Genomic DNA, 24,753 nt, shown 5'->3' with positions numbered 1-24,753 from the left:
CTGCGGGTGCAAAAGTAGAACCTTTATTTACATTTTCAAGCCTTTTTTTTATATTTTTCTCATCTTTTTTCCATCTTTTTCTTAACTCGCTGGTAACAGCTCCTTTACAAAGCAATGTTTTTTCTTTTATCGTAGGTTTTTTCTTGTTTCGTATGTTATTTTGACATTTTACACTTGTCTTCCATCGCAATTTTTATGGAGTTGTTAGTTTTCTATCCCTCTTTTTGCTCTTTTTATCCTTAAAAACTCTTTTGAAAACTGCATGCCATAGCCCTGATGGGAGGGAAAATCCTTTGGGGCCGGGGTTCGGCCCCAAAGATTGGAAGGAACAGCAGGAAACAGCTCCTTATTATTATTGAAATTTCACTTTTTTAAATTCCAAATTATTATTAGGAAATGCTTGACTCTGCTTTATCTTGATATTGATCTATACCTAACAGGTTTTGGAAACCTGTTAGGAGACTAAACAACTATACTTATATATATGTATAAAAATAAACTCGACAGGTTTTGAAAACCTGTCGGGTTCGAAATTAGAATTACACTTATATATAATAGAGTAAAGTTCTACTTATATATTGTATGTGTTTTTGTAATCATGTATATTTGCATTCACAAAATTATAAACAATGATCAAGATTACTTTACCCGATGGGTCAATTAGAGAGTTCGCTTCAGGCGTAACTCCAATGGAGGTCGCTAAAAACATTAGCGAAGGTTTTGCAAGAAATGTTATTTCTGCATCTTTTAATGGGACAACTATTGAAACCGAGACTCCATTAACGACCGACGGTAATCTTATTTTATATACTTGGAATGATGCTGAAGGTAAAAAAGCTTTCTGGCACTCGACTTCGCACGTAATGGCTCAGGCTCTTGAGGAATTGTACCCTGGAATCAAACTAACTCTTGGACCTGCAATTGCTAATGGTTTCTATTATGATGTTGATTTTGAAGATCAGAAAATCTCTGAGGCTGATTTCAAAAAAATCGAAGATCGTATTCTTGAAATTTCAAGAGGAAAATACGATTTCAAAATGCGTCCGGTATCTAAAGCTGAGGCTTTAGAAATGTATAAAGACAACGTTTACAAAACAGAATTAATTTCTAATCTTGAAGACGGAACAATTACTTTTTGCGATCATGCAACTTTTACTGATTTATGCCGTGGTGGACATATTCCGAATACTGGAATTATCAAAGCTGTAAAAATCATGAGTGTTGCGGGTGCTTACTGGAGAGGTGACGAGAAAAACAAACAGTTAACACGTATTTATGGAACTTCTTTTCCTAAACAAAAAGATTTAACTGAATATCTTGAACTTCTTGAAGAAGCAAAACGTCGTGATCACCGTAAGTTAGGTAAAGAACTTGAGTTATTTGCTTTCTCTCAAAAAGTGGGGCAAGGTTTACCTTTATGGTTACCAAAAGGCGCTGCACTTAGAGATCGTTTAGAGCAATTTTTAAAAAGAGCACAGAAGAAAGCTGGATACGAGCAAGTTGTAAGTCCACATATTGGTCAAAAGGAACTTTATGTTACTTCTGGTCACTACGCTAAATATGGAGCTGACAGTTTTCAGCCAATTCATACGCCTGCAGAAGGTGAAGAGTTTTTATTAAAACCAATGAACTGTCCTCACCACTGCGAAATTTACAACGTAAGACCTTGGTCATATAAAGATTTACCTAAGCGTTATGCTGAATTTGGTACTGTATATAGATATGAGCAGTCTGGAGAATTACACGGTTTAACTCGTGTTAGAGGATTTACTCAAGATGATGCGCATATTTTCTGTACTCCAGAGCAATTAGATGAAGAATTTAAAAAAGTAATCGACCTTGTACTATATGTATTTGGTTCTTTAGGTTTTGAAAACTTTACTGCTCAGATTTCACTAAGAGATCAAGAAAACAGGGAAAAGTATATTGGTACAGATGAGAACTGGGAGAAAGCTGAAAACGCTATTATCAATGCTGCTAAAGACAAAGGCCTGAATACAGTTGTAGAATATGGCGAAGCTGCTTTTTACGGCCCGAAACTGGATTTCATGGTAAAAGATGCTTTAGGAAGACAATGGCAGTTAGGAACAATTCAGGTAGATTACAACTTACCGGAACGTTTTGAATTGACATACAAAGGTGCTGATAATGAATTACATCGCCCTGTTATGATTCACAGAGCTCCTTTTGGATCTATGGAACGTTTTATAGCAATTTTACTTGAGCATACAGCAGGAAATTTCCCACTTTGGCTTATGCCTGAGCAAGCTATTATCTTGTCTTTGAGCGAGAAATACGAAAATTATGCTAAAAAAGTTTTAGATTTGCTAGAAAATCACGAAATTCGCGCCCTAATTGACAACCGAAATGAAACTATCGGTAAGAAAATTAGGGATGCAGAAATGCAGAAAACGCCATTTATGCTGATTGTAGGTGAAGAAGAGGAGAAAAACGGAACTATTTCTATTCGTCGTCACGGTCAGGAAGGAAAAGGAAATATCACAGTTACAATTGAAGAATTTGTCAGAATTGTAAACGAAGAAATAAATAAGACATTAAAAGTATTTACAGTTTAACTTAAATTAGAAAGTCATAGCAATAAAAAGTAACAGAGGTTCTCAACCTCGAGTAGAAAAAAAAGACGCACACAGAATAAACAATTTTATTCGTGGGGTACAAGAAGTGAGACTAGTTGGTGAAAACATCGAGCCTGGTGTTTTTAAACTAGCTGATGCGCTACGTTTAGCTGACCAATTTGAATTGGATTTAGTTGAAATTTCACCTAATGCTGATCCACCGGTTTGTAAAATCATGGATTACAAGAAATTCGTTTACGAACAAAAGAAACGTGACAAGGCATTAAAAGCTAAATCTTCTCAAGTTGTTGTAAAAGAAATTCGTTTTGGTCCTCAGACTGATGAGCATGATTACGAGTTTAAAAGAAAGAATGCTGAGAAATTCTTAAAAGAAGGATCAAAATTAAAAGCTTTCGTTTTCTTTAAAGGTCGTTCGATCATTTATAAAGATCAAGGTCAGATTCTATTATTGCGTCTTGCTCAAGATTTGGAAGAACATGGTAAAGTTGAAGCTATGCCAGTTTTGGAAGGAAAGAGAATGATTATGTTCATCGCTCCGAAGAAGAAAAAATAGTGTTCAGTTTACAGTTTCAGCTTTGTTAAGTTGAAACTGTAAACATGAAACAAAAATATAAGTAAGTAAGAATAAATTAAAACACTAGGAAAAATGCCTAAAATGAAAACAAAATCTAGCGCTAAGAAACGTTTTAAAGTTACTGGCTCTGGAAAAATTAAAAGAAAGCATGCTTTTAAAAGTCACATCTTGACTAAAAAATCTAAAAAACGTAAATTAGCTTTGACACACTCAGCGCTAGTTCACAAAACAGATATGAAAAGCATTAAACAACAATTAAGAATTATCTAATAATTCTTTAGGTTAAAAAATTATTTATATAACCTTGGAGTATGGCTTTGAAGTTCCTTTGATTCAATTCAGGACGCCTGCTACAAAAACACATTAAAATTATGCCAAGATCGGTAAATTCAGTTGCTAAAAGAGCAAGAAGAAAAAAAATAATGAAGCAAGCCAAAGGTTTCTTTGGAAGACGTAAAAACGTTTGGACAGTTGCTAAGAATGCAGTAGAGAAAGCAATGTGCTACGCTTACCGCGATAGAAAACAAAACAAAAGAAATTTCCGTTCTTTATGGATTCAACGTATCAACGCTGGAGCTAGATTAGAGGGAATGTCTTATTCTCAATTCATGGGGAAAGTTAAAGCTAACGGAATCGAATTGAACCGTAAAGTTCTTGCAGATTTAGCTATGAACCACCCAGAAGCTTTCAAAGCTATTCTTAATAAAGTAAAATAAACGTTTTATAAACTCAATTTACATTACTTACTTATCATAGAAAAACCATCCGACACATCGGATGGTTTTTTGTTTTTATTATCTTTCCATGCCAACACACAATTAAGAGATGAAGAAGCTATTTGCCATTTTATTCATAGTACAAATACTTTTTGTAAAAGCTCAAGAGAAAAATCTAGACAAAAATTCCATCCAGACAATAATTGGGCAAATTGATAAACGTGATATAAACTGTTTCACCGATATTAAAAGAGCCAAAATTGATTTTAAAAAACAAGAAGTATTTTACGAATTACTACCCGAAGGATATCTTGACAGCGATTACAACAGGCATTACTCCCATTTAATAAGTTTACTAAAAGAAAAAGAAATTAACTTTTCCGAATCTCGTGATTTAGATCCGTCTTGGATTTTAGATGATAAAACTAGATATCCATTAATATCAAACTGTTACTGCAAAGCATCTAATGCACTACTGAAGGAAAAATATGGGCAAAACTTCATTAAGAAGATTACTAAAACCGCGGACAGTTTGTACGTGATGAGCAGAATAGAAATTCCTTTTGAATATCCATTTGGCGTAGATAATTACTGTTTGATTTATCCAAAAGCCGGCGATTTTTTAGAGCAAAAGATTGAAATCCAAAAAGATTTTTTCTCTTCCTTTGTATTCCCTAAAAATTTCATTCAAAGCAATGAAAAAAGAGATTTTTATGCCAAAACTAAATTCACTATCAATAGAAATAATTCAATATCTAATATTACTATAAAGATCGAATTTAAAAATTCAAAAAATGAATACTTCAATAACTTCCTAATTAATCAAATTACTGAATTTGTTAAACATGCACATTGGGAAGCTGCTGTAAGTGATGGTATAAAAGTAAATAGTAACTTTGAAATTATTTTCCATAATTAAGAGATAGACCCAACCTTTATAAACATTCAATAATGCCTAACGAGCTTGTACACCATATAAAAAAGTTTATTGATCTTGATTCTTCAGAAATTGATATAATTGAATCTAGTTTGAGAAATTCTCAAATTAAAAGAAAAGATCACGTTTTACAGGAAGGACAAATCTGCAATACAATGTATTTTGTTGTAAAAGGCTGTATGCGCCAATATATAATTAATCCCAAAGGCACAGAACAAACATTGCAATTTGGTGTCGAGAACTGGTGGATTACAGATTACTTGAGTTATCACAACCACACTCCTTCTCACTTTTATATTCAAGCTGTAGAAACGACGGAAGTTATTGCTATTGAAAAATCTACCTTGGAATCGATATTAGTTCAAATTCCAAGTCTTGAAAAGTACTTTAGAATAGTGGCACAAAAAGCTTTTGGTGCGGCACAAATGCGAATTAAATTTTTGTTTACCATGTCTGCAGAAGAACGATACAATCACTTTAAAAATCAACAGCCTGATTTCGTTCAGCGCGTTCCACAATATATGCTTGCCTCCTATTTAGATTTTTCTGCTGAATTCATGAGTAAAATCAGGTCTGGAAAATTGTAATTTTTATTTCTTGAAGTAGTTCAAGATTTTTAAAGTATAGATAACTGAACTTTGTATCAAACTTTAAAACATATCAAAAATGGAATCAAGAATTGTTATCCCGAATGTTGCTCCAGAGGCATATCAAGCATTAATGAATTTAGAAAAATATATTTCTTCAACTTCATTGACAAATACTCACAAAGAACTTCTTAAAATTCGTGCTTCGCAAGTAAATGGCTGTGCATTTTGTATCAATATGCACACGGCAGATGCAAGAAAGTATGGTGAAACAGAGCAACGTATTTATCTATTAAGCGCATGGCGTGAAGCAGATGTTTATACAGAAGAAGAAAAAGCTATTCTAGCATTGACAGAAGAAGTAACTTTAATAAACAATCACGTTTCTGATGAAGTATATCAAAACGCTGCAAGATTGTTTGACAAAAAATATCTTGCTGAAATTATCCTTGCCATTATTACTATTAATGCCTGGAATAGACTTGCTATTACTACCGGATTGAGAGCCGTATAATTTTATAAAGATTAAATTTACAACTCACAACACCACAAAAGCCTTCTAAAATTGAAGGCTTTTTGTATATTCCTCAAAATGAGAAATCAGAAAAATTTCAATTGAAAATATTTTAAAATACCGTATTTCTACTCTTTCAAGGAATTTATATTTATCTATTTTTGGCGCATGATACCAAAAAGAATAGCATTTTTTCTATATACAACCTTCTTTTTAATTACTATTTTCTCTTGTCAAAACAAGGCATCTTTGGACGCGGCAGAAAATAATAGAATTTTAATTTCTACATTAATAACAAAAGCAGATCAGTTTAATAAAAATTGTAAAAATACAGACAGCGCATTCTTTTATTATAATAAGGCCAAGTTACTTTGTAATCCGAAAATTGATACTGAAAATTATGTTAGTATTTTAAACAACATGGCCGAAATTCAGCTCAATCATGGCGATTACATTGGAAGCGAAACTACTATTACGGCAGCAATTCCTTATCTTAAATACATTACAAAATCAGAAAATGCCTGGAATACTTACACTACTTTAGGTACAAATTATCTATACACTTATGATTATACGAATGCATTATTAAACTACAATAAGGCATTAGGATTGGAAACTGATGAATGGAGAAAGCAATCTACTAAAAGCAACATTGCATGGGTGTTGATGAAACAAAACAAATACGATGAAGCATTACAGATTTTTTTAAGACTTTCTACAAAAAAAGAAACGCAGCAAAAAAGAGAAATTTTTGCAAAAGTAATTGATAATATTGGCGTATGTTATTTTAGATTAGACGATCCGCGTGGGATTCAATACTTACATCAAGGTTTAAAAATACGAACTGAAATAGATGATAAACTCGGAATTGCAATCAGCAAACTGCATCTTGCAAGATATTATGATGAAAACAACAACGTATTGCTTTCGAAAAAAAATGCTTTAGGAGCTTATACTATATTTAATCAACTGCATTATATTGAGAGGAAGCAATCTTCATTAAAAATATTAATCAAAAACAGTTCGAATGACGAACTAAAAAAATATTCACTTTTATATGTTAATCTAACAGATAGTATTTATGAAGTAAGACAAAAGGCAAAAAATCAGTTTGCAAAAATTAAATACGATTCAAAACTCGAAAAGGAAGAAAATTTAAAACTAAAAACAAACAAAACGGAAAATGATTTAAAGCTGGAAAGGCAAAAAAATCGAAATATTATTTCCTACATCATCATAGCTTTAAGTTTGTGCATGGTTTTAATATTATATTTTTATCTCACGTCTAAATCGAATCGTGAGAAAATTGAAGCAACTTATAGAAGTGAAACCCGAATTTCTAAAAAACTTCATGATGAATTAGCCAATGATATTTACCACACAATGGCTTTTGCCGAAAATAAAAACTTGGCTCTAAATGAAAATAAAGAACAATTGCTTCAAAATCTTGATGCAATTTATGCACGAACACGAGATATTTCTAAAGAAAATGGTATTATTACTACTGATGAAAATTACATTTCTTCATTAAAAGAAATGATTTCTGGTTTTAGTACTCCAAACATCAATTTAATTTTAAACGGACTAGACACCATTTCATGGAATGAAGTCGATAAAAACAAAAAGATTACGCTCTACAGAGTTTTACAAGAACTCCTCGTTAATATGAGAAAATATAGTGAAGCAACTCTTGTGGGAATAAATTTCAAAAAGACAGAAAAAAGTATTGCTGTAAATTACACTGACAACGGAAAAGGGATAGAATCTGATAAAATTGTTTTTAAAAATGGACTTTATAATGTTGAATACCGAATTTTAAAAATTAAAGGTAAAGTCGAAATAAAATCCACAAAAGATCAGGGTTTTAAAGTGTTTTTCAAATTTCCTATCTAATAAAACAATCTTTTTCTGTTGATTTTTTCTTGTTTTAAATTACCTGTTTCTTGTAAATTAATTGAGTAATACGGCGTCTTGCGAAAGATCATTGAAAAAGAGAAACTAATTATTTTACCAAATGAAGTATAAAATGTGGAAAACCGTAATAAAGGTAAAAAAAGAACTGTTAAATTTGTAATCTAATTAAAACATACTTCAGATTAAGTATGGTATTTCAGATCTAAAAGAGTAAAATATGTACAAAAAAGTTTTAGTAGCAGAAGATTTAGACAGCATTAGTATAGCGGTTATACAAGTTCTGGAAGAACTTCAAATCCCTACTATTCATCACGTAAAATATTGTGATGAAGGCTTGATAAGAATAAAAAAAGCTTTAAACGATAATGAACCTTATGACTTGTTGATAAGTGATCTTTCTTTTAAATCAGATCACAGAAAAACGACATTAAATTCTGGAGAAGAATTGATTGAAGCGGCCAACAAAGTACAGGATAATTTAAAAAAAATTGTCTTTTCTATAGAGGATAAAAACTTTAGAATCAAATCGCTTTTTAATGATCTTGGAATAAATGCTTATGTTTCTAAAGGAAGAAACAGCATTACAGAATTAAAAAACGCGATTGAAGCTACTTTTAGAAATGAGGAAAGAATACTTTCTTCGGATCTTTCTTTTAATTTTAATGATAAAACTTTAATTGAAATCGAATCTTATGACATTTCGATTTTAAAGCTGCTTTCTAAAGGATATATTTTAGAGCATATTTCTAAAGAATTTAAGGACTTGGCTATTACGCCAAATGGTACTAGCAGTATAGAAAAACGCATTAATAAACTAAAAATTTATTTTAAAGCAAATAATAATGTGCATTTGATTGCTATTGCTAAGGATTTTGGGTTAGTATAATTTTTTTATGCTTTTACGGAATCCCGTAAGGAAATGCGTTTTTATAGGTCTAAATTTGTTTAAACCTATCGACTAAACCATGAAACCAAGATATAGAGTTAATTTTCCATCAAAGATTAACACCATTCAAAATAAAATTATCATTAAAACAATGCTTCTTTGTCTTTTCCTTTCAATAAGTTTTGCGTTTATATCAGAAAAAACGGGATGGCTGGAAATTGATTGGAAAATTATATTTATTCCTGCTTTGCTTGTTCTACAAATTATTATTATCGGAACGGCATTAAAAAATAGATATAAAAAATATTAAAGATTAGCAGTATCATTGTTTTTAAAATAGAAAACACTCAAGAGAAAATCTTGACCAAAATTCAATTGATTATATTTGCTTTTTAAATACAGCATGAAAAAAATCTTCGGTCTTTTATTCGTTTTCTTTACACTTTTTTCTTTTTCTCAAACCAAAATACTTTCTTGGAATCTTGAAAATTTTGGAAAATCAAAATCTGAAGCAGATTTAAAATTCATCACTAATAAAGTCGCCGACTTTGACATTATTGCCATTCAAGAAGTTGTAGCTGGCTATGGCGGCGCTCAAACTGTAGCTAAACTCGCTGCTTTGCTAAATGAAAAAGGCACTAAATGGGATTACAGCATCAGCGACCCCACTTCTAGCAGCAGTTATAAACGAGAAAGATATGCTTATATCTGGAAAACCAAAAAACTAAAGTTAAAAGGCTCTCCTTGGCTTGAAAAGAAGTACACTCTCGAAATTGATCGTGAACCCTATTACGCTACTTTTGAAATTGATAAAAAAAGTTTTACGCTAGTTAATTTTCATGCAATAACGAAAAGTAAACAGCCTGAAACGGAAATTAAGTATTTTAAATTTCTACCTGATCAATACCCACAGCTAAATCTGATCTTTTTAGGAGATTTTAACTGTCCGCAATCACATACTGTATTTTATCCTCTTAAGAAAAAAGGATATGAATCGGTTTTAAAAAATCAAAAAACGACTTTAAAACAAAAATGCCAAAACAATATTTGTCTAGCATCTGAGTTTGATAATATTTTTTATCCTCAAAATCGTATAAAACTTTACAATTCTGGTACAATTTTATTTTATAAAGATTTTGATTCGTTACAAGAAGCTCGAAATATCTCGGATCATATTCCGATTTGGTTTGAATTCTCTGTCAATTAAGTTTTAAGTTTCTTTTTTTTCGCGGCAGGAAATAAAACATTATTCAAAATTAGTCGATATCCTGGAGAATTTGGATGAAGATCCAAGACCGTTGGAGGATCTCCTACTTGATGCTGAAAATCTTCTGGATCGTGACCACCGAAAAAAGTAAACATTCCTTTTCCTTTTTCACCATGTATGTAACGTGCTTCTCCATTAAATTCGCAAGTTCCCATAACTAAGATGTTTGATTTAATTAACGAAGAATCAAAAGAAGTTGTCTGTCCCATAAAACCTTTTACCAATTGTGTATGATTTTGACAAAGCATACTCGGAATTGGATCCCATTTTGCTGAGAATTCCATCAAAGTAAAATAATCTTTTTCCATCGGAATTCTTCGTTTTATCGTCATATCAATATCTGAGAATTCATATACTTCTGGTTTTCTTTCCAGAGTGAAATTCTTGAAAGCAAAAGAGTTACTATAATTTAGTTTTGATTGGTAATTTGATTCGCTTGGATCACCGTCAAACATTGTCTCGCAGATGTCTACTCCGTCAGCGGCAAGTGCAATATCAAAACTATCTGTAGCCGAACACATTGCAAACATAAAACCGCCACCTATTACAAAATCTCTAATTTTTTTAGCTACTGCTCCTTTTTCCTGCGAAACTTTTGCGTAACCAAGTTTTGCTGCCAATGCTTCAGCATCTCTTTTTTGATCAATATACCAAGGTGTATTTTTGTAAGCAGCATAAAATTTACCATACTGTCCCGTAAAATCTTCGTGATGCAGGTGCAGCCAATCATAAAGCAGTAATTGGTCAGTTAATACTTCTTCGTCATAGATTGGTGTAAAAGGAATTTCTGCATAAGTCAGCACCAGCGTAACTGCATCGTCCCAAGGCTGTTTTCCTTTTGGAGTATAAACCGCAATTTTAGGTGCTTTTTCTAAAATTACAGATTCCATATTCTGTGATGGACTTGAAATTTCATTTAAAATCTGAGTTTGTTCTCCATCAGAAATAATTTCAAAACTAACGCCGCGGATTTTACATTCTTTACGAATTTCTTCGGCATCAGGCAGTAAGAAAGAACCGCCTCTATAATTTAAAAGCCAGCTTGCTTTGTAATCTCTACTTAAACACCAATATGTTATACCATAAGCTTTTAAGTGATTTTGCTGGGTAGTTTCATCCATCGGAATCAGGATAAAAGAAGCTTTGGCTGTAAAAGAAACCAATAATATGAATAGATAGAAGAAACTCTTTTTCATTAAAAAATCATTTTAAGTAAAGATATAAAGTAAGACTTTAAAAAGCTTCTTCAATTCATCTTTTTCTAAGTTTAATAAATGTTAAAAAATGAGTAAAAAAATATCAATTTTAACAAAAAACACGTAAAAACACGTATTTGACAACTATAAAATCTCTTTACATTTGCTAACCCAAATGATAAAACTAATCAATAAAAAACCACCACCATGAAGTTTAATGATAGTAAAAATCAACCAAAGGGGTTAAATGTAATGCAGAAAATAGGTTTATGCGTATTAGTATTGACAATTATACTTTACTACGTATTATCAATTCAATTTCTGACTGCTTAAATTACAAACTATAAAGTTAGCACTGCAATTTCGTTTTGGATCGCATATACCACCAGACCCGCAATATTTCTAGATTCAGTTTTAAGAAGTAAATTGTTTCTATGTCCTTCTACAGTCCTTGGACTTAGGAAAAGATGATCTGCAATTTCAGAAGTAGTTTTCTGCTGACAAATGAGCTGGAGTATTTCTATTTCGCGTGGAGAGAGAAAACTAGTTTCAAGACATCCCTTCGAATTCTTTTGAGAAACGATTGTTTCCTGAATAGTTTTTAAAACACTTTCGTTATAATAAAAACCTTTTAGAGCTACCTCATTGATGGTCTTTATTAAATCTTTTGGTGTTGTATTTTTAATTAAATAAGCTACAGCCCCAACTTGAATCATGTTGGCGATGAAAGACTTAGTATCATAACTTGTCAAAGCTATAATTTTAATTTCGGGAAAAGATTTTCTTATTATTTTTGTTGCTTCAACGCCATTTAGGACTGGCATTTTCAAATCCATGATAATAATATCAGGTTTAGACTCAGCTTTGTTCAGTAGTTCGATTAATTCTTCGCCGTTAGATGCTTCAAAAACAATATCAATATTATCTTCTCTTTGCAGTAAAAAAGCAATTCCTTTACGAAATAAAATTTCGTCATCTACTAATGCAATTTTAATAGCGGGATTCATTTTTTTTGGTTTTGGTCGTTTTTGGTTTGTCGAAATTACGAAATATGAAATGAAAAAAGCATAAACACAAAAAATTATTACCTGAAAAAAGGTATTTTTTCTTGTTTTTAACTTAAAAAGTAAAATTTACTGCAATTCCTTTTCCTATTTCAGATTCAAAATCAATTGTTCCGTCTAAAAAAGAAATTCGACTTTCTATATTTTTCATTCCAAGACCTTTTTGATTTTCTTGATTTTTAGAGTCAAAACCTATTCCGTTATCCTCATAATGACAACTATTAATTCCGTTTACAATTTTAAAAACAATCCATATCTCGGCGGCCTTACCATGACGAACTGAGTTGTTCATTAATTCTTGCAAAATTCTAAAAACATGCAATTGCCTGTCGATATCTTTATCATCAAAATCAATTTCATTTTTATAGTATGCCTTAACGGATTTACTGCTTTCAAATTCTTCGCATAATTCTTCGATTGCGGCATTAAGTCCAAATTTTTCAAAGACTGGAGGCAATAAATTATGCGCAATTTTTCTTGAATTTTCAAGTGCTTTAGTAGTAAGAGCAATAATATTATTTGTGATTTCTGCTGTTTCTTCTGAAGTCAGATTTGGAGCTGTAAGCAAATGGCTGTTGAGAGAAACAATATTAAGTTTTGAAGAAATATCGTCATGAAGATCTTGTGCGATTCTTTTTCGCTCTTCTTCTTGAGTTACAATTACAGCGTGTAATTGTTCTCTTTGATATTGAATTTCCAAGTTTTTATTTTCTAATTCTTTTTGGATTATCTTTTTTCTTGAAAAATAGAAAAACACAATTAAACATACTGCCAAAACCATAAAAAAGAGTGATGCATATAAAATTATAGCAACTATCTCTTTTTCAGAAATTGAATTTATATTCATATCAATTACTATTTTATTTTTTTACAACTTCTCTTTTTAACTAACTATTCTTTTTGTTTTAGCGGAACTGCTTTTTTAGAAAAGCTGATTTTCCATTCATATAAAATAAAAAGCTGATTCATTAATACTAAGACAGCGTTTAATGTCCAAGTGAGAAATTTAAAATTCTCGCTTAATCCGATGGTCAAGTTTCCAACTAAAAACAATATTGTACTCGTCAATAAGTAAATTATGATTCCAACTGTAATATAATAATACTCTTTGGTACTTGTAAGCATATTATATAAATGAAAAAGTGCAAAAAACACCACTAACAATGAAGTAACTGTAATTTCAAGCAGATTAAATTTAAAAAACAGACTTGGATCTAAACCGTATTGAACGATCAACACTAAAATACCAGCGATAATTCCTCCTAATATGATTTTTTTATCGATGGTATTTTTTGCTAGTGTATAATAGAAAAATCCCATCAACAGTAATTGTCCCACAAAATAAAGATGTGACATATATAGATTTGACATTTTAAAATACAGTAAAACTACACAAGTCAACTGCACAAAAACGAGCAAACCAAGATAACATGTAAAAATTTTATAGGCTTTTCCAAATTTGGAAAAGCCTATACTGTAAAGAATAAAGTTAATTATTAAAAATAAGTAACCTAATTTCGCAACAATAGAATACATCATTTAAGAATTCATAGGACTATTTGGATCACCATTTGGAGGGCAAGGTTCTGTCATATCATACACAACACCGTCTCCAGCATTTTCTGTTCCTTCTGCTCCTACTTTAAATACATCTCTGTAAATATTTGTTTCTGGATCATATTTTGTTCCAACAAACATAAGTACTTGCTGTCCAGCATTGTTAATACCTTTGTAAGCACGAACAGCATCAATGTCTTGATCTAACACAAGTCTTAAAGTAGTTAACGGAATTAAATAAGCATCTACCTTATTTTTTCCATCTTCTTCAAGCCCCGGCGCCTTTTTATATTTTTGGGCCCACTTTTTTCCTTCAGACAACGGAACTTCAACACTTCCTAACTTTCCTAGATTTCCTTTTTCAGACATAATTAATTTGTTTTTGGTTAATTAATAATTTTATAATTGGTTTAGCTAAGCTAAAAAATTTTATTAAGAAAAGTAACAATTATACATAAAAAAAGCCTTAAAAAATAAGGCTTTACTATTTATTAAAATGGAACATCACTATCATCATCGTCATCGTTCAAATTGCTTCCAAAAGCTTCATTGGCCGAGGGCAGGTTTTTCGTTACGAAAGAGCTGTCATCATGGTTCATTTTTGACGGTAAATCATCATAACCACCTGTAAATTCATCAAGATTATCAAATTTTCCTAAATGTCCTAAAAATTTCAAACGTATGTTTTCAATACCACCATTACGGTGTTTTGCAATCATAATTTCAGCCTGACCAGCAGTTGGCGAAGCTTCTTCATCATCCCATTCTTCAATTTTGTAATATTCTGGTCGGTATAAAAACGAAACGATATCGGCATCCTGCTCAATTGCTCCAGATTCACGAAGATCCGAAAGCAAAGGTCTTTTACTAGAACCACGCGTCTCAACGGCACGCGACAACTGAGAAAGTGCAATAACTGGAACGTTAAGTTCTTTTGCCAAAGCTTTTAAATTTCGGGAAATTGTCGAAATCTCCTGCTCACGATTTCCTCCTCCTTTATTATTTCCTCCCGCAGTCATCAACTGCAAATAATCTATAATAATAATTTTGATACCATGCTGCGAAGCTAAACGACGGCATTTTGCTCTTAAATCGAAAATAGAAAGTGAGGGTGTATCATCAATAAACAAAGGTGCTTTCTCTAAATCTTTTACTTTGGTACTCAACATTGTCCATTCATGGGCCTCTAATTTACCTGTACGTAATTTTTCTGATGATAATCCTGTTTCAGAAGAAATTAACCTGGTAATTAACTGAACAGATGCCATCTCTAGAGAAAACAAAGCTACTCCATGACCATATTGGATAGCAATATTTCTGGCCATAGAAAGTACAAATGCAGTTTTTCCCATCGCGGGTCTGGCCGCAATAATAATTAAATCACTTGGCTGCCATCCAGACGTTAACTTATCCAGATTATGAAAACCAGTTTCGACACCACTTAATCCTTCTTTTTTAGAAATCTCTTCAATTTTCTTTTTAGCTTGTAAAACTAAACTTTGTGCTGTTTCAGAACTACGCTTGATATTTCCTTGTGTTACTTCGTATAATTTAGATTCGGCTTTATCTAACAAATCAAATACGTCGGCACTTTCATCATACGATTCTTCAATAATTTCAGAAGAAATTCTAATCAAACTTCGTTGGATAAATTTTTGAAGAATGATTCGCGAGTGAAATTCGATATGCGCCGAAGAGGCAATTTTCTGTGTAAGCTGAATCAGATAAAAATCTCCACCAGCTACATCCAACTTTCCATTTTTCTTTAATTGAGTCGAAACTGTCAGGATATCGATTGGCTGCGTTTCGGTAAAAAGCTGTAAAATCGCTTCAAAAATATGTCTGTGCGCGTCTTTGTAAAAAGCATCGGGCTGCAAAATATCAATTACATCATCGACCCCTTTTTTATCAATCATCATTGCACCCAACACAGCTTCTTCTAAATCAACAGCTTGCGGAGGCAATTTTCCTTTTTCTAGATTGATAATAGTAGTTTTGTCGACCTTTACAGGACTAAAGTTTTTGAAATTTTCCATATAGCGAAAGTAGCAAAATTTAAAAAAATTCTACTATCGAGTTATAACTATTCAGTTGTTTATAAATAAGTTTTTTTTGTTGATAACCAAAAAAAAATCCGAAACCGCAGGGCTTCGGATTTTTAAACATTTAATATGAATTTACTCTTTATACTCGCCCATATTACTGTATTTGTCCATTCTTTGGGCAATTAAGTCAGCTGTTGATAAATCTTTCAATTCATTATATCCTTTAGTAATGTATTCAATAACTGTTTTAAAAGTAGTTTCACGGTCATAGTGCGCTCCTCCTAATGGTTCTGGAATAACATCATCAACTAATTTTTGTTTTTTCATGTCAGAAGAAGTCAGTTTTAAAGCTTCTGCTGCACGCTCTTTGTACTCCCAGCTTTTCCATAAAATAGAAGAACAAGATTCTGGAGAAATTACAGAGTACCAAGTATTTTCTAACATATATACTTTATCACCAACACCAATTCCTAAAGCTCCTCCAGAAGCACCTTCACCTACAATAATTGTGATAATTGGCACTTGCAAACGAACCATTTCGAAAATATTTCTAGCAATAGCTTCTCCTTGTCCTCTTTCCTCAGCTTCTAATCCTGGATAAGCACCCGGAGTATCTACTAAAGTTAAAACTGGAATTCCGAATTTCTCTGCCATTTTCATCAAACGCAAAGCTTTACGGTATCCTTCTGGATTTGCCATACCAAAATTACGGTATTGACGTGTTTTTGTATTAAAACCTTTTTGCTGGCCAATGATCATAAACGATTGTCCGTTTACTTTTCCAAGTCCGCCCACCATTGCTTTATCATCTTTAAAACCTCTGTCTCCATGAAGTTCTAAGAAAGTATCACCGCAGATTGCTTTGATATAGTCTAAAGTATAAGGTCTATTTGGGTGTCTTGACAATTGTACACGCTGCCAAGCCGTAAGGTTTTTGTATATATCTTTCTTAGTTTGCTCTAATTTCTTATTGATTTCCTTGCACGTTGGGGTCACGTCAACGTCAGATTCTTTTCCAATAATTACACACTTTTCTAACTGTTCTTCAAGTTCTTTAATTGGAAGCTCAAAATCTAAATATTCCATGGATTTTTGAATTTTGTTTGTAAATCGAACCGCAAATATAAAAATATTATATCATTGGCGAAGTTAATTGTTATTTAAAGTATAAAAATGCAATTTAAAAATAAGTAAACTATTACAAGTTTTCTTTCTTTGTTTGATAATGTTTAAAGACTCCATTTAGGATTACCGTTATAATAATTATTACGGCTCCGATGTAAAATTCGACACTCATTTTTTCTTTTCCACCAAGAATAAAATAAGCCAAAACGATTCCGTAAACAGGCTCTAAATTAGTGGTTAACATTACTGTATAGGGTGTTAATCGCTGCATTACTTTTACCGAAGCAGTAAACGCATATGCCGTACAAATTGATGCCAAAATCAATAATAAAACCCAATTATTTAAAGACAACTGAAAGAATTCTGCAGTGAATTTTCCTTGAAATAAAAAATAAATAGAAATAAAAAAAACACCAGCTCCAAACTCATAAAAAGTGATTACAGAAGGTTCGTGATCTGCAATTAATTTTCCGTTCAACAGCGTAAAAATAACTCCTAAAATTATGGCTGCTAAAGCGTAATATACTCCTGTAAGGTATTTTATTTCAACTTGTAAAATCAATGCTAACCCTGCAATTATTATTAATCCGAAGAAAACTTCGTACCATAATATTTTTCGCCCATAGAATAATGGCTCTAATAAGGAAGCAAAAAAAGCGCCCAGTGAAAATATCGAAAGTGTTATAGATACATTGGAAACATGAATGGCTTTAAAAAAGAAAACCCAATGTAATGCAATCAATAAACCGACAAAAATCAGCTTAAAAAATTCTTTTATCGGAACTTGAAAAGACTGTTTTGTAAAAGCAATGAATCCGCCAAGAAAAATCATAGCGATTAACATTCTAAACCAAACCAAATTTTCGGCATCAATGGTAATTAAAGCGCCCAAAATCGCTGTAAAACCCCAAATAAAAACAATTAAATGAAGATTTAAATAACTTTTTAAATTATCGTTTCGCATTACGTAGTAAGTAAACTGCCATGATACCGAACACTATATTCGGGAACCAAACGGCTAATAAAGGTGAGAAAGTAGATTTTTCGGCAAGTGTTCCAAAGATTTTATCAAAGAATACAAATGAAAATGCAATTGCAATACCAATGGCAAGGTTCATTCCCATTCCGCCTCTTCGTTTCATAGAAGAAACTGAAACGGCAATAATCGTTAAAATAAAAGCTGAAACAGGTACGCTGTACTTTTTATAAAGAACAACCAAATAAGTATTAATATTCCCAGAACCTCTTTTGCGTTCTTTATCAATAAAATCAATTAATTTTCCTAAAGTCAGCGTTTCTGCAATGTAAACAACAGGTGTCAAATCTGCTAATTCAAACTTAAACGGAACGTTTTTCTCCGGCGTTTTTTCAATAACATCATTTAATTCACCAACCGTTCTTTTGGTATAATCGTATAAAATATAGGTTTTCTTCTTCGGATCCCATTTTATACGGCTTGCAGTAATTTTATACGTTAATTTTTCTTTTTCAAAATGCTCTAAAGAGAAATTAAAAGCTGTTTTAGATTCTTCATTAAAACTATTTACAAAGATAAAATCATGATCATTAATCTGTCTGTAAACATTGGTATTTTCGCCCCGCATGAGCTCTTTACCATTTCCTTTTAAATAGGTATAACGAAAATTATTATAACCTTCACTTGCTGCCGGAACAATAAAAAATCCCATCAACAATACAAAAAGCGAAACTATTGTTGCACCTATAATATAAGGACGCAAAAAACGTGTAAACGAAATCCCTGAACTTAAAATTGCAATAATCTCTGTATTATTTGCCAATTTTGAAGTAAACCAAATTACCGATAAAAACAAAAATATCGGAAAAAGCGAATTGATAAAGTAAATTGTAAAATTGTAATAATAGAAAGCAATATCCGGAAACGGAATTTTATTTTCCAACATTTTATTTACTTTCTCAGAAACGTCAATAACGATTCCGATTGGCGCAAACAAAAGCAGCATAATTGAGAAAGTTCCCAGATATCTTTTTAAAATGTATTTATCTATTATTGATAACATATATTTTTGTTTCAGGTTTGAAAAAGTTTCAAGTTTCAAGTTTCATGTTACTGTACGAACTTGAAACTTGAAACCTGAAACAAAAAACTTTTAAAGTCGTTGACTCATATTTTTAACCATCATTTCTTTCCATGGTCTAAAATCTCCAGCTAAGATATGTTTTCTTGCTTCACGAACCAACCACATATAAAAACCAAGATTGTGAATCGTAGCAATTTGTTTCCCTAAATATTCATTAGCAGCAAATAAGTGACGTAAATAGGCTTTAGAATATTCTGTATCCACAAAAGTGTATCCCATTTCATCGATTGGAGAAAAATCTGCTTCCCACTTTTTATTTTTGATATTGATTGTTCCGTTTGCAGTAAACAACATTCCGTTTCTTGCATTACGAGTTGGCATAACACAGTCGAACATATCAATTCCTAACGCAATATTTTCTAAAATATTTATCGGAGTTCCAACACCCATTAAATAACGAGGTTTATCTTCTGGCAGGATTTCGCAAACTACTTCTGTCATTGCGTACATCTCTTCTGCTGGTTCACCAACAGAAAGTCCGCCAATTGCATTTCCCTGCTGACCAGAATTCGCAATATATTCAGCCGACTGACGACGTAAATCTTTATAAGTACTTCCTTGAACAATCGGAAAAAACGTTTGCTCATATCCGTATTTATAAGGTACTTTATCTAAATGATTAATACAACGATCCAGCCAACGGTGTGTCATATGCATAGAACGCTGTGCATATCTGTAATCGCAAGGATAAGGCGTACATTCGTCAAAAGCCATGATGATATCGGCTCCAATTGTACGCTGAATTTCCATTACATTTTCTGGTGTAAAAAAGTGATATGAACCGTCAATATGCGATTTAAACTTTACACCTTCTTCTTTGATTTTTCTGTTTGAAGAAAGAGAATACACTTGATATCCTCCAGAATCGGTCAAAATATTACGATCCCAATTCATGAATTTATGCAATCCTCCCGCTTTTTCAAGAATTTCAGTCTGCGGACGTAAATATAAATGGTACGTATTTCCAAGAATAATATCTGGATTTATTTCTTCTTTTAGTTCGCGCTGATGCACTCCTTTTACAGAAGCCACAGTACCAACTGGCATAAAAATAGGCGTTTCAATTACGCCGTGATCTGTAGTAATACTACCCGCTCTTGCTTTAGACTGCGGATCTTTTTGTAATAAATCAAACTTCATCTGTTTCTTTTTTCAGAGCGCAAAGATAGTCTAATTTGGAGAATTAGATAATTTGGCAATTAGAAAATTAAAGAATGATTAACAGAGTACAAACTTGAATCTTTTTTTCAGAAGTACTAATGTAAAACCTACAATATTAAGGCATAAAAAATATAACAGTCCAAGCAGTATCATTTCTTAATTTTAAGAAAATAAAAAATCAACTCAAATATTCATTAAAATATAGAAATCATGATAAATGCTGAAGAAAAATTAGATCAAATCAAGGATGATAAAATTGAAAGAAATCTTGAAAACATGGATTATCCTGCAAACGAAGATATCTACAACCAAGACGACGAGCTGGAAGATATTGATCCCGATGGAATTTCTAACGAAAGAACACTCAACATAAATAACGATAATGAGTGGAAACAAAACAGCGATAAACTAGGAAACGATTTAGATATTCCCGGCGATGAACTTGATGATGAACAAGAAGAAATAGGTTCTGAAGACGAAGAAAACAATTATTACAGCGAAGGCGATACTAATTAGCCTTAAAATTACCTTTGAAATTTCTACACACTAAAAGCCTTGATCTCAAGGCTTTTTCTATTCTTACTGCATCAACACTAAAATATTTCTGTTTTTATTATAACATCTATAAATAAAGTAGAAGAATTTAACATTTAAGACAAACTAAACCAAAAAATCATTTGTCTCCCCGCAAAATAACCTTTACTTTTGCTTCAGTTTAAACTTTTATATATAAAATGAAGCCTAACACACAACAATTAAGCGATTTAACTATCCAAGTAAGAAGAGATATTCTTCGTATGGTACATGCTGTTAACTCTGGTCATCCAGGCGGATCACTAGGTTGTACTGAATTTTTGGTTACACTATATCAAAATATTATGGACCGTAAAGAAGGTTTTGATATGAACGGAATTGGAGAAGATGTTTTCTTCCTTTCTAACGGACATATCTCTCCAGTTTTTTATAGCGTTTTAGCACGCAGCGGTTATTTCCCTATATCAGAACTTGCTACTTTTAGATTATTAAATTCTCGTTTACAAGGGCATCCAACAACTCACGAAGGTTTACCTGGAGTTCGTATTGCATCTGGTTCATTAGGACAAGGTTTATCTGTAGCCCTTGGAGCAGCACAGGCTAAAAAATTAAATGGTGATAATCATTTAGTTTACACTTTACATGGTGATGGAGAATTACAAGAAGGTCAAAACTGGGAAGCAATTATGTATGCATCTGCTAAAAAAGTAGACAACATCATTGCAACAGTTGACGTTAACGGAAAACAAATTGACGGAACAACTGACGAAGTTCTTCCAATGGGAAGTCTTCGCGCTAAATTTGAAGCTTTTGACTGGGATGTTTTAGAAATTAATGAAGGAAATAGTATCGATGCTATTCTTGCTGGTCTAAATGATGCTAAATCTAGAACAGGAAAAGGAAAACCTGTTTGTATCTTATTACATACTGAAATGGGTAATGGAGTAGATTTTATGATGCATACTCACGCTTGGCACGGTAAAGCACCAAATGACGACCAATTGGCAGCAGCATTAGCTCAAAATTACTCTAAAGATCAAGTTGATTATTAAAAAAGTATCAGTTATCAGTAAAAAGTATTCAGTAAAAATACTGAGACTTAAAAACTGAAAACAGCATCTCAAAAGAAAAATAATGAAAAAATATACAAATACAGGAAGTAAAGATACTCGTTCAGGTTTTGGAGCGGGAATGACTGAATTAGGTCAGAAAAATGAAAATGTTGTGGCACTTTGTGCTGATTTAATTGGATCATTAAAATTTGATGAATTCAAAAAAAATCACCCAGAGCGTTTTTTCCAAATCGGAATTGCTGAAGCAAACATGATCGGAATCGCTGCAGGTTTAACAATTGGAGGAAAAATTCCTTTTACAGGAACTTTCGCCAACTTCTCTACAGGTAGAGTTTACGACCAAATTCGTCAATCTGTTGCTTACTCTGATAAAAACGTAAAAATCTGCGCTTCTCACGCTGGTTTAACTTTAGGAGAAGACGGAGCAACACACCAAATCTTAGAAGATATTGGTTTAATGAAAATGTTACCAGGAATGACTGTAATCAACACTTGTGATTACAATCAGACTAAAGCGGCAACATTAGCATTGGCAGATCACCACGGACCTGCTTACTTACGTTTCGGACGTCCAGTTGTGGCTAACTTCACTCCTGCTGACGAGCCTTTCGTAATTGGAAAAGCAATTATGTTAAACGAAGGAACAGATGTAACTATCGTTGCAACTGGCCACTTAGTTTGGGAAGCTTTAATCGCTGCTGAAGCATTAGAAGCAAAAGGAATTTCTGCTGAAGTAATCAACATTCACACTATCAAACCTCTTGACGAAGAAGCTATTCTAAAATCGGTTGCTAAAACAAGATGTATAGTTACTGCAGAAGAGCACAACTACCTTGGAGGTCTTGGAGAAAGTGTTTCTGGAGTATTAGCTTTAAACAATCCAACTCCGCAAGAATTTGTTGCAGTTAAAGATAGTTTTGGAGAATCTGGAACTCCTGAGCAATTAATGGAGAAATACAAATTAAACAATCAAGCTATTGTTGAAGCTGTAGAAAGAGTAATCAAAAGAAAATAATTTTTTAGATTTTCTTACTTTATAATAAAGCCTCGAAATTTAAATTTCGAGGCTTTATTTTTTTATAAAATTTCGATTAAAGAAAAACCCAAACATTGCACATAAAAAAAACACCTGTTTATTACAGGTGTTTTTTTTATAAGCTTTGAATTAATTTAAACCTTAAATCCGGCTTAATTATTTCGCCGTATGATGATCTTTATCAAGATGAATTCTTAACCTTCCCGGACTTGTATAATCTGGAGTTCCAGAAGCAGAAAAGGCAGGAATACCTCTAGGCTCAGTTTCATCAACATTTGGTGTATTCGGATTATCTAAAACAGGATCAAAAGGATAATATTTACTTATTCCGAAATAGAACGGCTGTCCTTCTAATGTTCCCCATCCAACTTGATCAGTTGGCTTGGTAATCTCTAATCTTGTAGTATAACCGTCACCGTCATCATCTTGATCTAAGAAATCAGGAATTCCATCACCATCAGTATCATCAGGGTTCTTAGCCGGAGGATTTGGATACAACGTTTTATTTCTATAGTCGCGAACATATCCGTCTCCATCAATATCTTCTTGATAATCAAAAACGCCATCAGGATTTGGAACTAAAACTCCAGCAGAAGTATATCCATTGTTTTCGTGATCTAATCTTTGAATATTATATAATTTTATTGAAAAAATCAGTGGTGAATAAGCTGGAATTGAACTCGAACTTGGCGGATATGCATAGTAAGCTAAACCAGATGGAATAAACAATACTCCTGCACCAAAATCCTGATAATTTGCAGAACCATCTGCATTATAACTTGTAGTTCCTGTTTTAAACTGTGGAAAAACTTCACTCCATCCTATGATAGTACTGTACAAATCCAACATTCCTGTAGGATAAACTACTTGTTCAAACATTGTTGTAGTTAAATGTTCTGCCTCAGTATCTGTTTTTGCAACACGTTTTAAATATTCTCCTTTATAAGCAGTCACCACACCATCGGTATTCATAGGAGCCAGACCTGTACCTTCTCTTAAAACCAGATAATACATTTTATATTTAATTCCATGCACATCTATATCTCTTAAAACCAACTTAGGAAATGTCGCGCTATTTAAATAAGACATAATAGATGGCTGGGCCGCAGCATCTGTTATCGGTGACATGGTAACATCCATTGTTGTATTATCAACCGTTATATAATTTGTCTTTAAATATTCTTCAATATCTGCATTATCTACATTAAATTGTTCTTGATAATCTCTCAATGGCTCTACTACAACATCGTCATCATCTTTTTTATTACAAGAAACAATTGCAATACCTGCAAGTAATAAAACAAAATAATATTTAAATTTATTCATTATTAGCTTTTTTTTAGGTGCGCAAGATACAATATTGATTTATTTTTGTAAAGAATTTAACTTGGATTTTAGAAAAATTATGAGAGTAGATAAATACTTATGGTGCGTGCGATATTACAAAACCAGAAACATGGTTACCGAAGCCTGCAAAAAGAATCATATTACGGTAAACGGACAGATTGCAAAACCCTCAAAAGAAGTCTTTCCAACGGATCGAATTACCTTTAGAAAAGATCAAATTACTCAAATAATAACGGTTTTAGATATTCCAGAAAGCCGTGTTGGAGCAAAATTGGTAGATATTTACCGCAAAAATGAAACGCCGCCTGAAGCTTATGCACATTTAGAACTGCTAAAACTTTCTAAAGAACATTATCGCAAAAGCGGTACGGGGCGTCCTACGAAAAAAGACCGAAGAGACATTGATGATTATGGAGATGAGATTTATGATGATGAAGAACAGGAAAGTTAAATCTCAATTAGAAAATCTCAATATTTAAATTCCAAGTTTGAGTCTAAACATT

25 protein-coding genes are annotated in these 24,753 nt (G+C 32.4%); 14 read left to right on the top strand and 11 right to left on the bottom strand.

Annotated features, from left to right (window positions below; translation table 11 throughout):
- Window positions 1-629 precede the first annotated feature (629 nt).
- The 10 genes from thrS to ACFSC2_RS04150 all read left to right on the top strand — a co-directional run bounded on the left by thrS (window position 630) and on the right by ACFSC2_RS04150 (window position 9,932).
- On the top strand, window positions 630-2,576 hold the full coding sequence (gene thrS / locus ACFSC2_RS04195; protein WP_379816361.1) for a threonine--tRNA ligase: 1,947 nt from the start codon (window positions 630-632) through the stop codon (window positions 2,574-2,576).
- Between the two features lie 22 nt (window positions 2,577-2,598).
- Window positions 2,599-3,150, top strand: a complete 552-nt coding sequence (gene infC / locus ACFSC2_RS04190; RefSeq protein WP_379816369.1) for a translation initiation factor IF-3 — start codon at window positions 2,599-2,601, stop codon at window positions 3,148-3,150.
- Between the two features lie 93 nt (window positions 3,151-3,243).
- Window positions 3,244-3,441 carry a 50S ribosomal protein L35 gene (rpmI, locus tag ACFSC2_RS04185; protein WP_022827375.1) on the top strand — a complete coding sequence of 66 codons (198 nt, stop codon included), beginning with the start codon at window positions 3,244-3,246 and terminating at the stop codon, window positions 3,439-3,441.
- Between the two features lie 101 nt (window positions 3,442-3,542).
- Window positions 3,543-3,887 carry a 50S ribosomal protein L20 gene (rplT, locus tag ACFSC2_RS04180; RefSeq protein ID WP_035649542.1) on the top strand — a complete coding sequence of 115 codons (345 nt, stop codon included), beginning with the start codon at window positions 3,543-3,545 and terminating at the stop codon, window positions 3,885-3,887.
- Window positions 3,888-3,996: 109 nt separating this feature from the next.
- Window positions 3,997-4,806: a hypothetical protein gene (locus ACFSC2_RS04175; protein ID WP_379816360.1), complete on the top strand. Its 810-nt coding sequence runs from the start codon at window positions 3,997-3,999 to the stop codon at window positions 4,804-4,806.
- A 32-nt stretch (window positions 4,807-4,838) separates the two neighbouring features.
- On the top strand, window positions 4,839-5,411 hold the full coding sequence (locus ACFSC2_RS04170) for a Crp/Fnr family transcriptional regulator (RefSeq protein ID WP_379816359.1): 573 nt from the start codon (window positions 4,839-4,841) through the stop codon (window positions 5,409-5,411).
- Window positions 5,412-5,490: 79 nt separating this feature from the next.
- The gene (locus ACFSC2_RS04165; protein WP_379816358.1) at window positions 5,491-5,925 is read left to right on the top strand and encodes a carboxymuconolactone decarboxylase family protein; all 435 of its coding nucleotides are present in this window, start codon (window positions 5,491-5,493) and stop codon (window positions 5,923-5,925) included.
- Window positions 5,926-6,174: 249 nt separating this feature from the next.
- Window positions 6,175-7,818, top strand: coding sequence for a tetratricopeptide repeat-containing sensor histidine kinase (locus ACFSC2_RS04160; RefSeq protein ID WP_379816357.1), 1,644 nt, complete (start codon window positions 6,175-6,177; stop codon window positions 7,816-7,818).
- A 238-nt stretch (window positions 7,819-8,056) separates the two neighbouring features.
- Entirely contained in the window at window positions 8,057-8,725 is a 669-nt protein-coding gene (locus tag ACFSC2_RS04155; protein WP_379816356.1) for a response regulator, read from the top strand.
- A gap of 403 nt (window positions 8,726-9,128) precedes the next feature.
- Complete coding sequence (locus tag ACFSC2_RS04150) at window positions 9,129-9,932, top strand: endonuclease/exonuclease/phosphatase family protein (protein WP_379816354.1); 804 nt, start codon at window positions 9,129-9,131, stop codon at window positions 9,930-9,932.
- On the opposite strand, the gene ACFSC2_RS04145 is transcribed toward ACFSC2_RS04150, so the two are convergent.
- The 10 genes from ACFSC2_RS04145 to tgt all read right to left on the bottom strand — a co-directional run bounded on the left by ACFSC2_RS04145 (window position 9,929) and on the right by tgt (window position 20,239).
- Window positions 9,929-11,188, bottom strand: a complete 1,260-nt coding sequence (locus ACFSC2_RS04145) for an asparagine synthetase B (protein WP_379816353.1) — start codon at window positions 11,186-11,188, stop codon at window positions 9,929-9,931. The two genes, ACFSC2_RS04150 and ACFSC2_RS04145, sit on opposite strands and share 4 nt — an antisense overlap.
- Before the next feature lie 341 nt (window positions 11,189-11,529).
- Window positions 11,530-12,195, bottom strand: a complete 666-nt coding sequence (locus ACFSC2_RS04140) for a response regulator (RefSeq protein ID WP_379816352.1) — start codon at window positions 12,193-12,195, stop codon at window positions 11,530-11,532.
- A 112-nt stretch (window positions 12,196-12,307) separates the two neighbouring features.
- Window positions 12,308-13,099: a sensor histidine kinase gene (locus tag ACFSC2_RS04135; protein ID WP_379816351.1), complete on the bottom strand. Its 792-nt coding sequence runs from the start codon at window positions 13,097-13,099 to the stop codon at window positions 12,308-12,310.
- A gap of 44 nt (window positions 13,100-13,143) precedes the next feature.
- A complete protein-coding gene (locus ACFSC2_RS04130; protein ID WP_379816350.1) occupies window positions 13,144-13,623 on the bottom strand; it encodes a hypothetical protein in 480 nt (159 codons plus the stop codon).
- Between the two features lie 168 nt (window positions 13,624-13,791).
- Window positions 13,792-14,178, bottom strand: coding sequence for a hypothetical protein (locus tag ACFSC2_RS04125; RefSeq protein WP_379816349.1), 387 nt, complete (start codon window positions 14,176-14,178; stop codon window positions 13,792-13,794).
- Between the two features lie 122 nt (window positions 14,179-14,300).
- Complete coding sequence (gene dnaB / locus ACFSC2_RS04120) at window positions 14,301-15,845, bottom strand: replicative DNA helicase (protein ID WP_379816348.1); 1,545 nt, start codon at window positions 15,843-15,845, stop codon at window positions 14,301-14,303.
- A 141-nt stretch (window positions 15,846-15,986) separates the two neighbouring features.
- Window positions 15,987-16,940 carry an acetyl-CoA carboxylase carboxyltransferase subunit alpha gene (locus tag ACFSC2_RS04115; protein ID WP_194141232.1) on the bottom strand — a complete coding sequence of 318 codons (954 nt, stop codon included), beginning with the start codon at window positions 16,938-16,940 and terminating at the stop codon, window positions 15,987-15,989.
- A gap of 112 nt (window positions 16,941-17,052) precedes the next feature.
- Complete coding sequence (locus ACFSC2_RS04110) at window positions 17,053-17,943, bottom strand: DMT family transporter (protein ID WP_379816347.1); 891 nt, start codon at window positions 17,941-17,943, stop codon at window positions 17,053-17,055.
- A complete protein-coding gene (locus ACFSC2_RS04105) occupies window positions 17,930-19,018 on the bottom strand; it encodes an LptF/LptG family permease (RefSeq protein ID WP_379816346.1) in 1,089 nt (362 codons plus the stop codon). Before ACFSC2_RS04105 ends, ACFSC2_RS04110 begins: the two co-directional genes overlap by 14 nt.
- Window positions 19,019-19,108: 90 nt before the next feature.
- Window positions 19,109-20,239 (bottom strand): tRNA guanosine(34) transglycosylase Tgt, encoded by a 1,131-nt coding sequence (tgt, locus tag ACFSC2_RS04100; protein WP_379816345.1) that lies wholly within the window; start codon window positions 20,237-20,239, stop codon window positions 19,109-19,111.
- A 231-nt stretch (window positions 20,240-20,470) separates the two neighbouring features.
- Here tgt and ACFSC2_RS04095 point away from each other — a divergent pair, with 231 nt between their 5' ends.
- The 3 genes from ACFSC2_RS04095 to ACFSC2_RS04085 all read left to right on the top strand — a co-directional run bounded on the left by ACFSC2_RS04095 (window position 20,471) and on the right by ACFSC2_RS04085 (window position 22,882).
- Window positions 20,471-20,776: a hypothetical protein gene (locus tag ACFSC2_RS04095; RefSeq protein WP_379816344.1), complete on the top strand. Its 306-nt coding sequence runs from the start codon at window positions 20,471-20,473 to the stop codon at window positions 20,774-20,776.
- A gap of 218 nt (window positions 20,777-20,994) precedes the next feature.
- Entirely contained in the window at window positions 20,995-21,846 is an 852-nt protein-coding gene (locus ACFSC2_RS04090; protein ID WP_379816343.1) for a transketolase, read from the top strand.
- Between the two features lie 82 nt (window positions 21,847-21,928).
- Window positions 21,929-22,882: a transketolase family protein gene (locus ACFSC2_RS04085; RefSeq protein WP_379816342.1), complete on the top strand. Its 954-nt coding sequence runs from the start codon at window positions 21,929-21,931 to the stop codon at window positions 22,880-22,882.
- Between the two features lie 177 nt (window positions 22,883-23,059).
- Here ACFSC2_RS04085 and ACFSC2_RS04080 read toward each other — a convergent pair whose 3' ends face one another.
- A complete protein-coding gene (locus tag ACFSC2_RS04080; RefSeq protein WP_379816341.1) occupies window positions 23,060-24,229 on the bottom strand; it encodes an FKBP-type peptidyl-prolyl cis-trans isomerase in 1,170 nt (389 codons plus the stop codon).
- A gap of 79 nt (window positions 24,230-24,308) precedes the next feature.
- On the opposite strand from ACFSC2_RS04080, the gene ACFSC2_RS04075 reads away from it, so the two are divergent.
- Window positions 24,309-24,701 carry an RNA-binding S4 domain-containing protein gene (locus tag ACFSC2_RS04075; protein ID WP_379816340.1) on the top strand — a complete coding sequence of 131 codons (393 nt, stop codon included), beginning with the start codon at window positions 24,309-24,311 and terminating at the stop codon, window positions 24,699-24,701.
- Window positions 24,702-24,753 lie beyond the last annotated feature (52 nt).

The organism is Flavobacterium artemisiae (assembly GCF_042678225.1).
Classification (GTDB): Bacteria; Bacteroidota; Bacteroidia; order Flavobacteriales; family Flavobacteriaceae; genus Flavobacterium; species Flavobacterium artemisiae.
This window is presented reverse-complemented; position numbering and strand designations above follow the sequence as displayed.

Bases quoted from the DNA above. Each gene is read 5' to 3' on its own strand.
- thrS (WP_379816361.1), top strand. From the start codon at position 630: ATGATCAAGATTACTTTACCCGATGGGTCAATTAGAGAGTTCGCTTCA.
- rpmI (WP_022827375.1), top strand. From the start codon at position 3,244: ATGCCTAAAATGAAAACAAAATCTAGCGCTAAGAAACGTTTTAAAGTT.
- rplT (WP_035649542.1), top strand. From the start codon at position 3,543: ATGCCAAGATCGGTAAATTCAGTTGCTAAAAGAGCAAGAAGAAAAAAA.
- ACFSC2_RS04175 (WP_379816360.1), top strand. From the start codon at position 3,997: ATGAAGAAGCTATTTGCCATTTTATTCATAGTACAAATACTTTTTGTA.
- ACFSC2_RS04170 (WP_379816359.1), top strand. From the start codon at position 4,839: ATGCCTAACGAGCTTGTACACCATATAAAAAAGTTTATTGATCTTGAT.
- ACFSC2_RS04165 (WP_379816358.1), top strand. From the start codon at position 5,491: ATGGAATCAAGAATTGTTATCCCGAATGTTGCTCCAGAGGCATATCAA.
- ACFSC2_RS04155 (WP_379816356.1), top strand. From the start codon at position 8,057: ATGTACAAAAAAGTTTTAGTAGCAGAAGATTTAGACAGCATTAGTATA.
- ACFSC2_RS04150 (WP_379816354.1), top strand. From the start codon at position 9,129: ATGAAAAAAATCTTCGGTCTTTTATTCGTTTTCTTTACACTTTTTTCT.
- ACFSC2_RS04145 (WP_379816353.1), bottom strand. From the start codon at position 11,188: ATGAAAAAGAGTTTCTTCTATCTATTCATATTATTGGTTTCTTTTACA.
- ACFSC2_RS04140 (WP_379816352.1), bottom strand. From the start codon at position 12,195: ATGAATCCCGCTATTAAAATTGCATTAGTAGATGACGAAATTTTATTT.
- ACFSC2_RS04135 (WP_379816351.1), bottom strand. From the start codon at position 13,099: ATGAATATAAATTCAATTTCTGAAAAAGAGATAGTTGCTATAATTTTA.
- ACFSC2_RS04130 (WP_379816350.1), bottom strand. From the start codon at position 13,623: ATGTCAAATCTATATATGTCACATCTTTATTTTGTGGGACAATTACTG.
- ACFSC2_RS04125 (WP_379816349.1), bottom strand. From the start codon at position 14,178: ATGTCTGAAAAAGGAAATCTAGGAAAGTTAGGAAGTGTTGAAGTTCCG.
- dnaB (WP_379816348.1), bottom strand. From the start codon at position 15,845: ATGGAAAATTTCAAAAACTTTAGTCCTGTAAAGGTCGACAAAACTACT.
- ACFSC2_RS04115 (WP_194141232.1), bottom strand. From the start codon at position 16,940: ATGGAATATTTAGATTTTGAGCTTCCAATTAAAGAACTTGAAGAACAG.
- ACFSC2_RS04110 (WP_379816347.1), bottom strand. From the start codon at position 17,943: ATGCGAAACGATAATTTAAAAAGTTATTTAAATCTTCATTTAATTGTT.
- ACFSC2_RS04105 (WP_379816346.1), bottom strand. From the start codon at position 19,018: ATGTTATCAATAATAGATAAATACATTTTAAAAAGATATCTGGGAACT.
- tgt (WP_379816345.1), bottom strand. From the start codon at position 20,239: ATGAAGTTTGATTTATTACAAAAAGATCCGCAGTCTAAAGCAAGAGCG.
- ACFSC2_RS04095 (WP_379816344.1), top strand. From the start codon at position 20,471: ATGATAAATGCTGAAGAAAAATTAGATCAAATCAAGGATGATAAAATT.
- ACFSC2_RS04090 (WP_379816343.1), top strand. From the start codon at position 20,995: ATGAAGCCTAACACACAACAATTAAGCGATTTAACTATCCAAGTAAGA.
- ACFSC2_RS04085 (WP_379816342.1), top strand. From the start codon at position 21,929: ATGAAAAAATATACAAATACAGGAAGTAAAGATACTCGTTCAGGTTTT.
- ACFSC2_RS04080 (WP_379816341.1), bottom strand. From the start codon at position 24,229: ATGAATAAATTTAAATATTATTTTGTTTTATTACTTGCAGGTATTGCA.
- ACFSC2_RS04075 (WP_379816340.1), top strand. From the start codon at position 24,309: ATGAGAGTAGATAAATACTTATGGTGCGTGCGATATTACAAAACCAGA.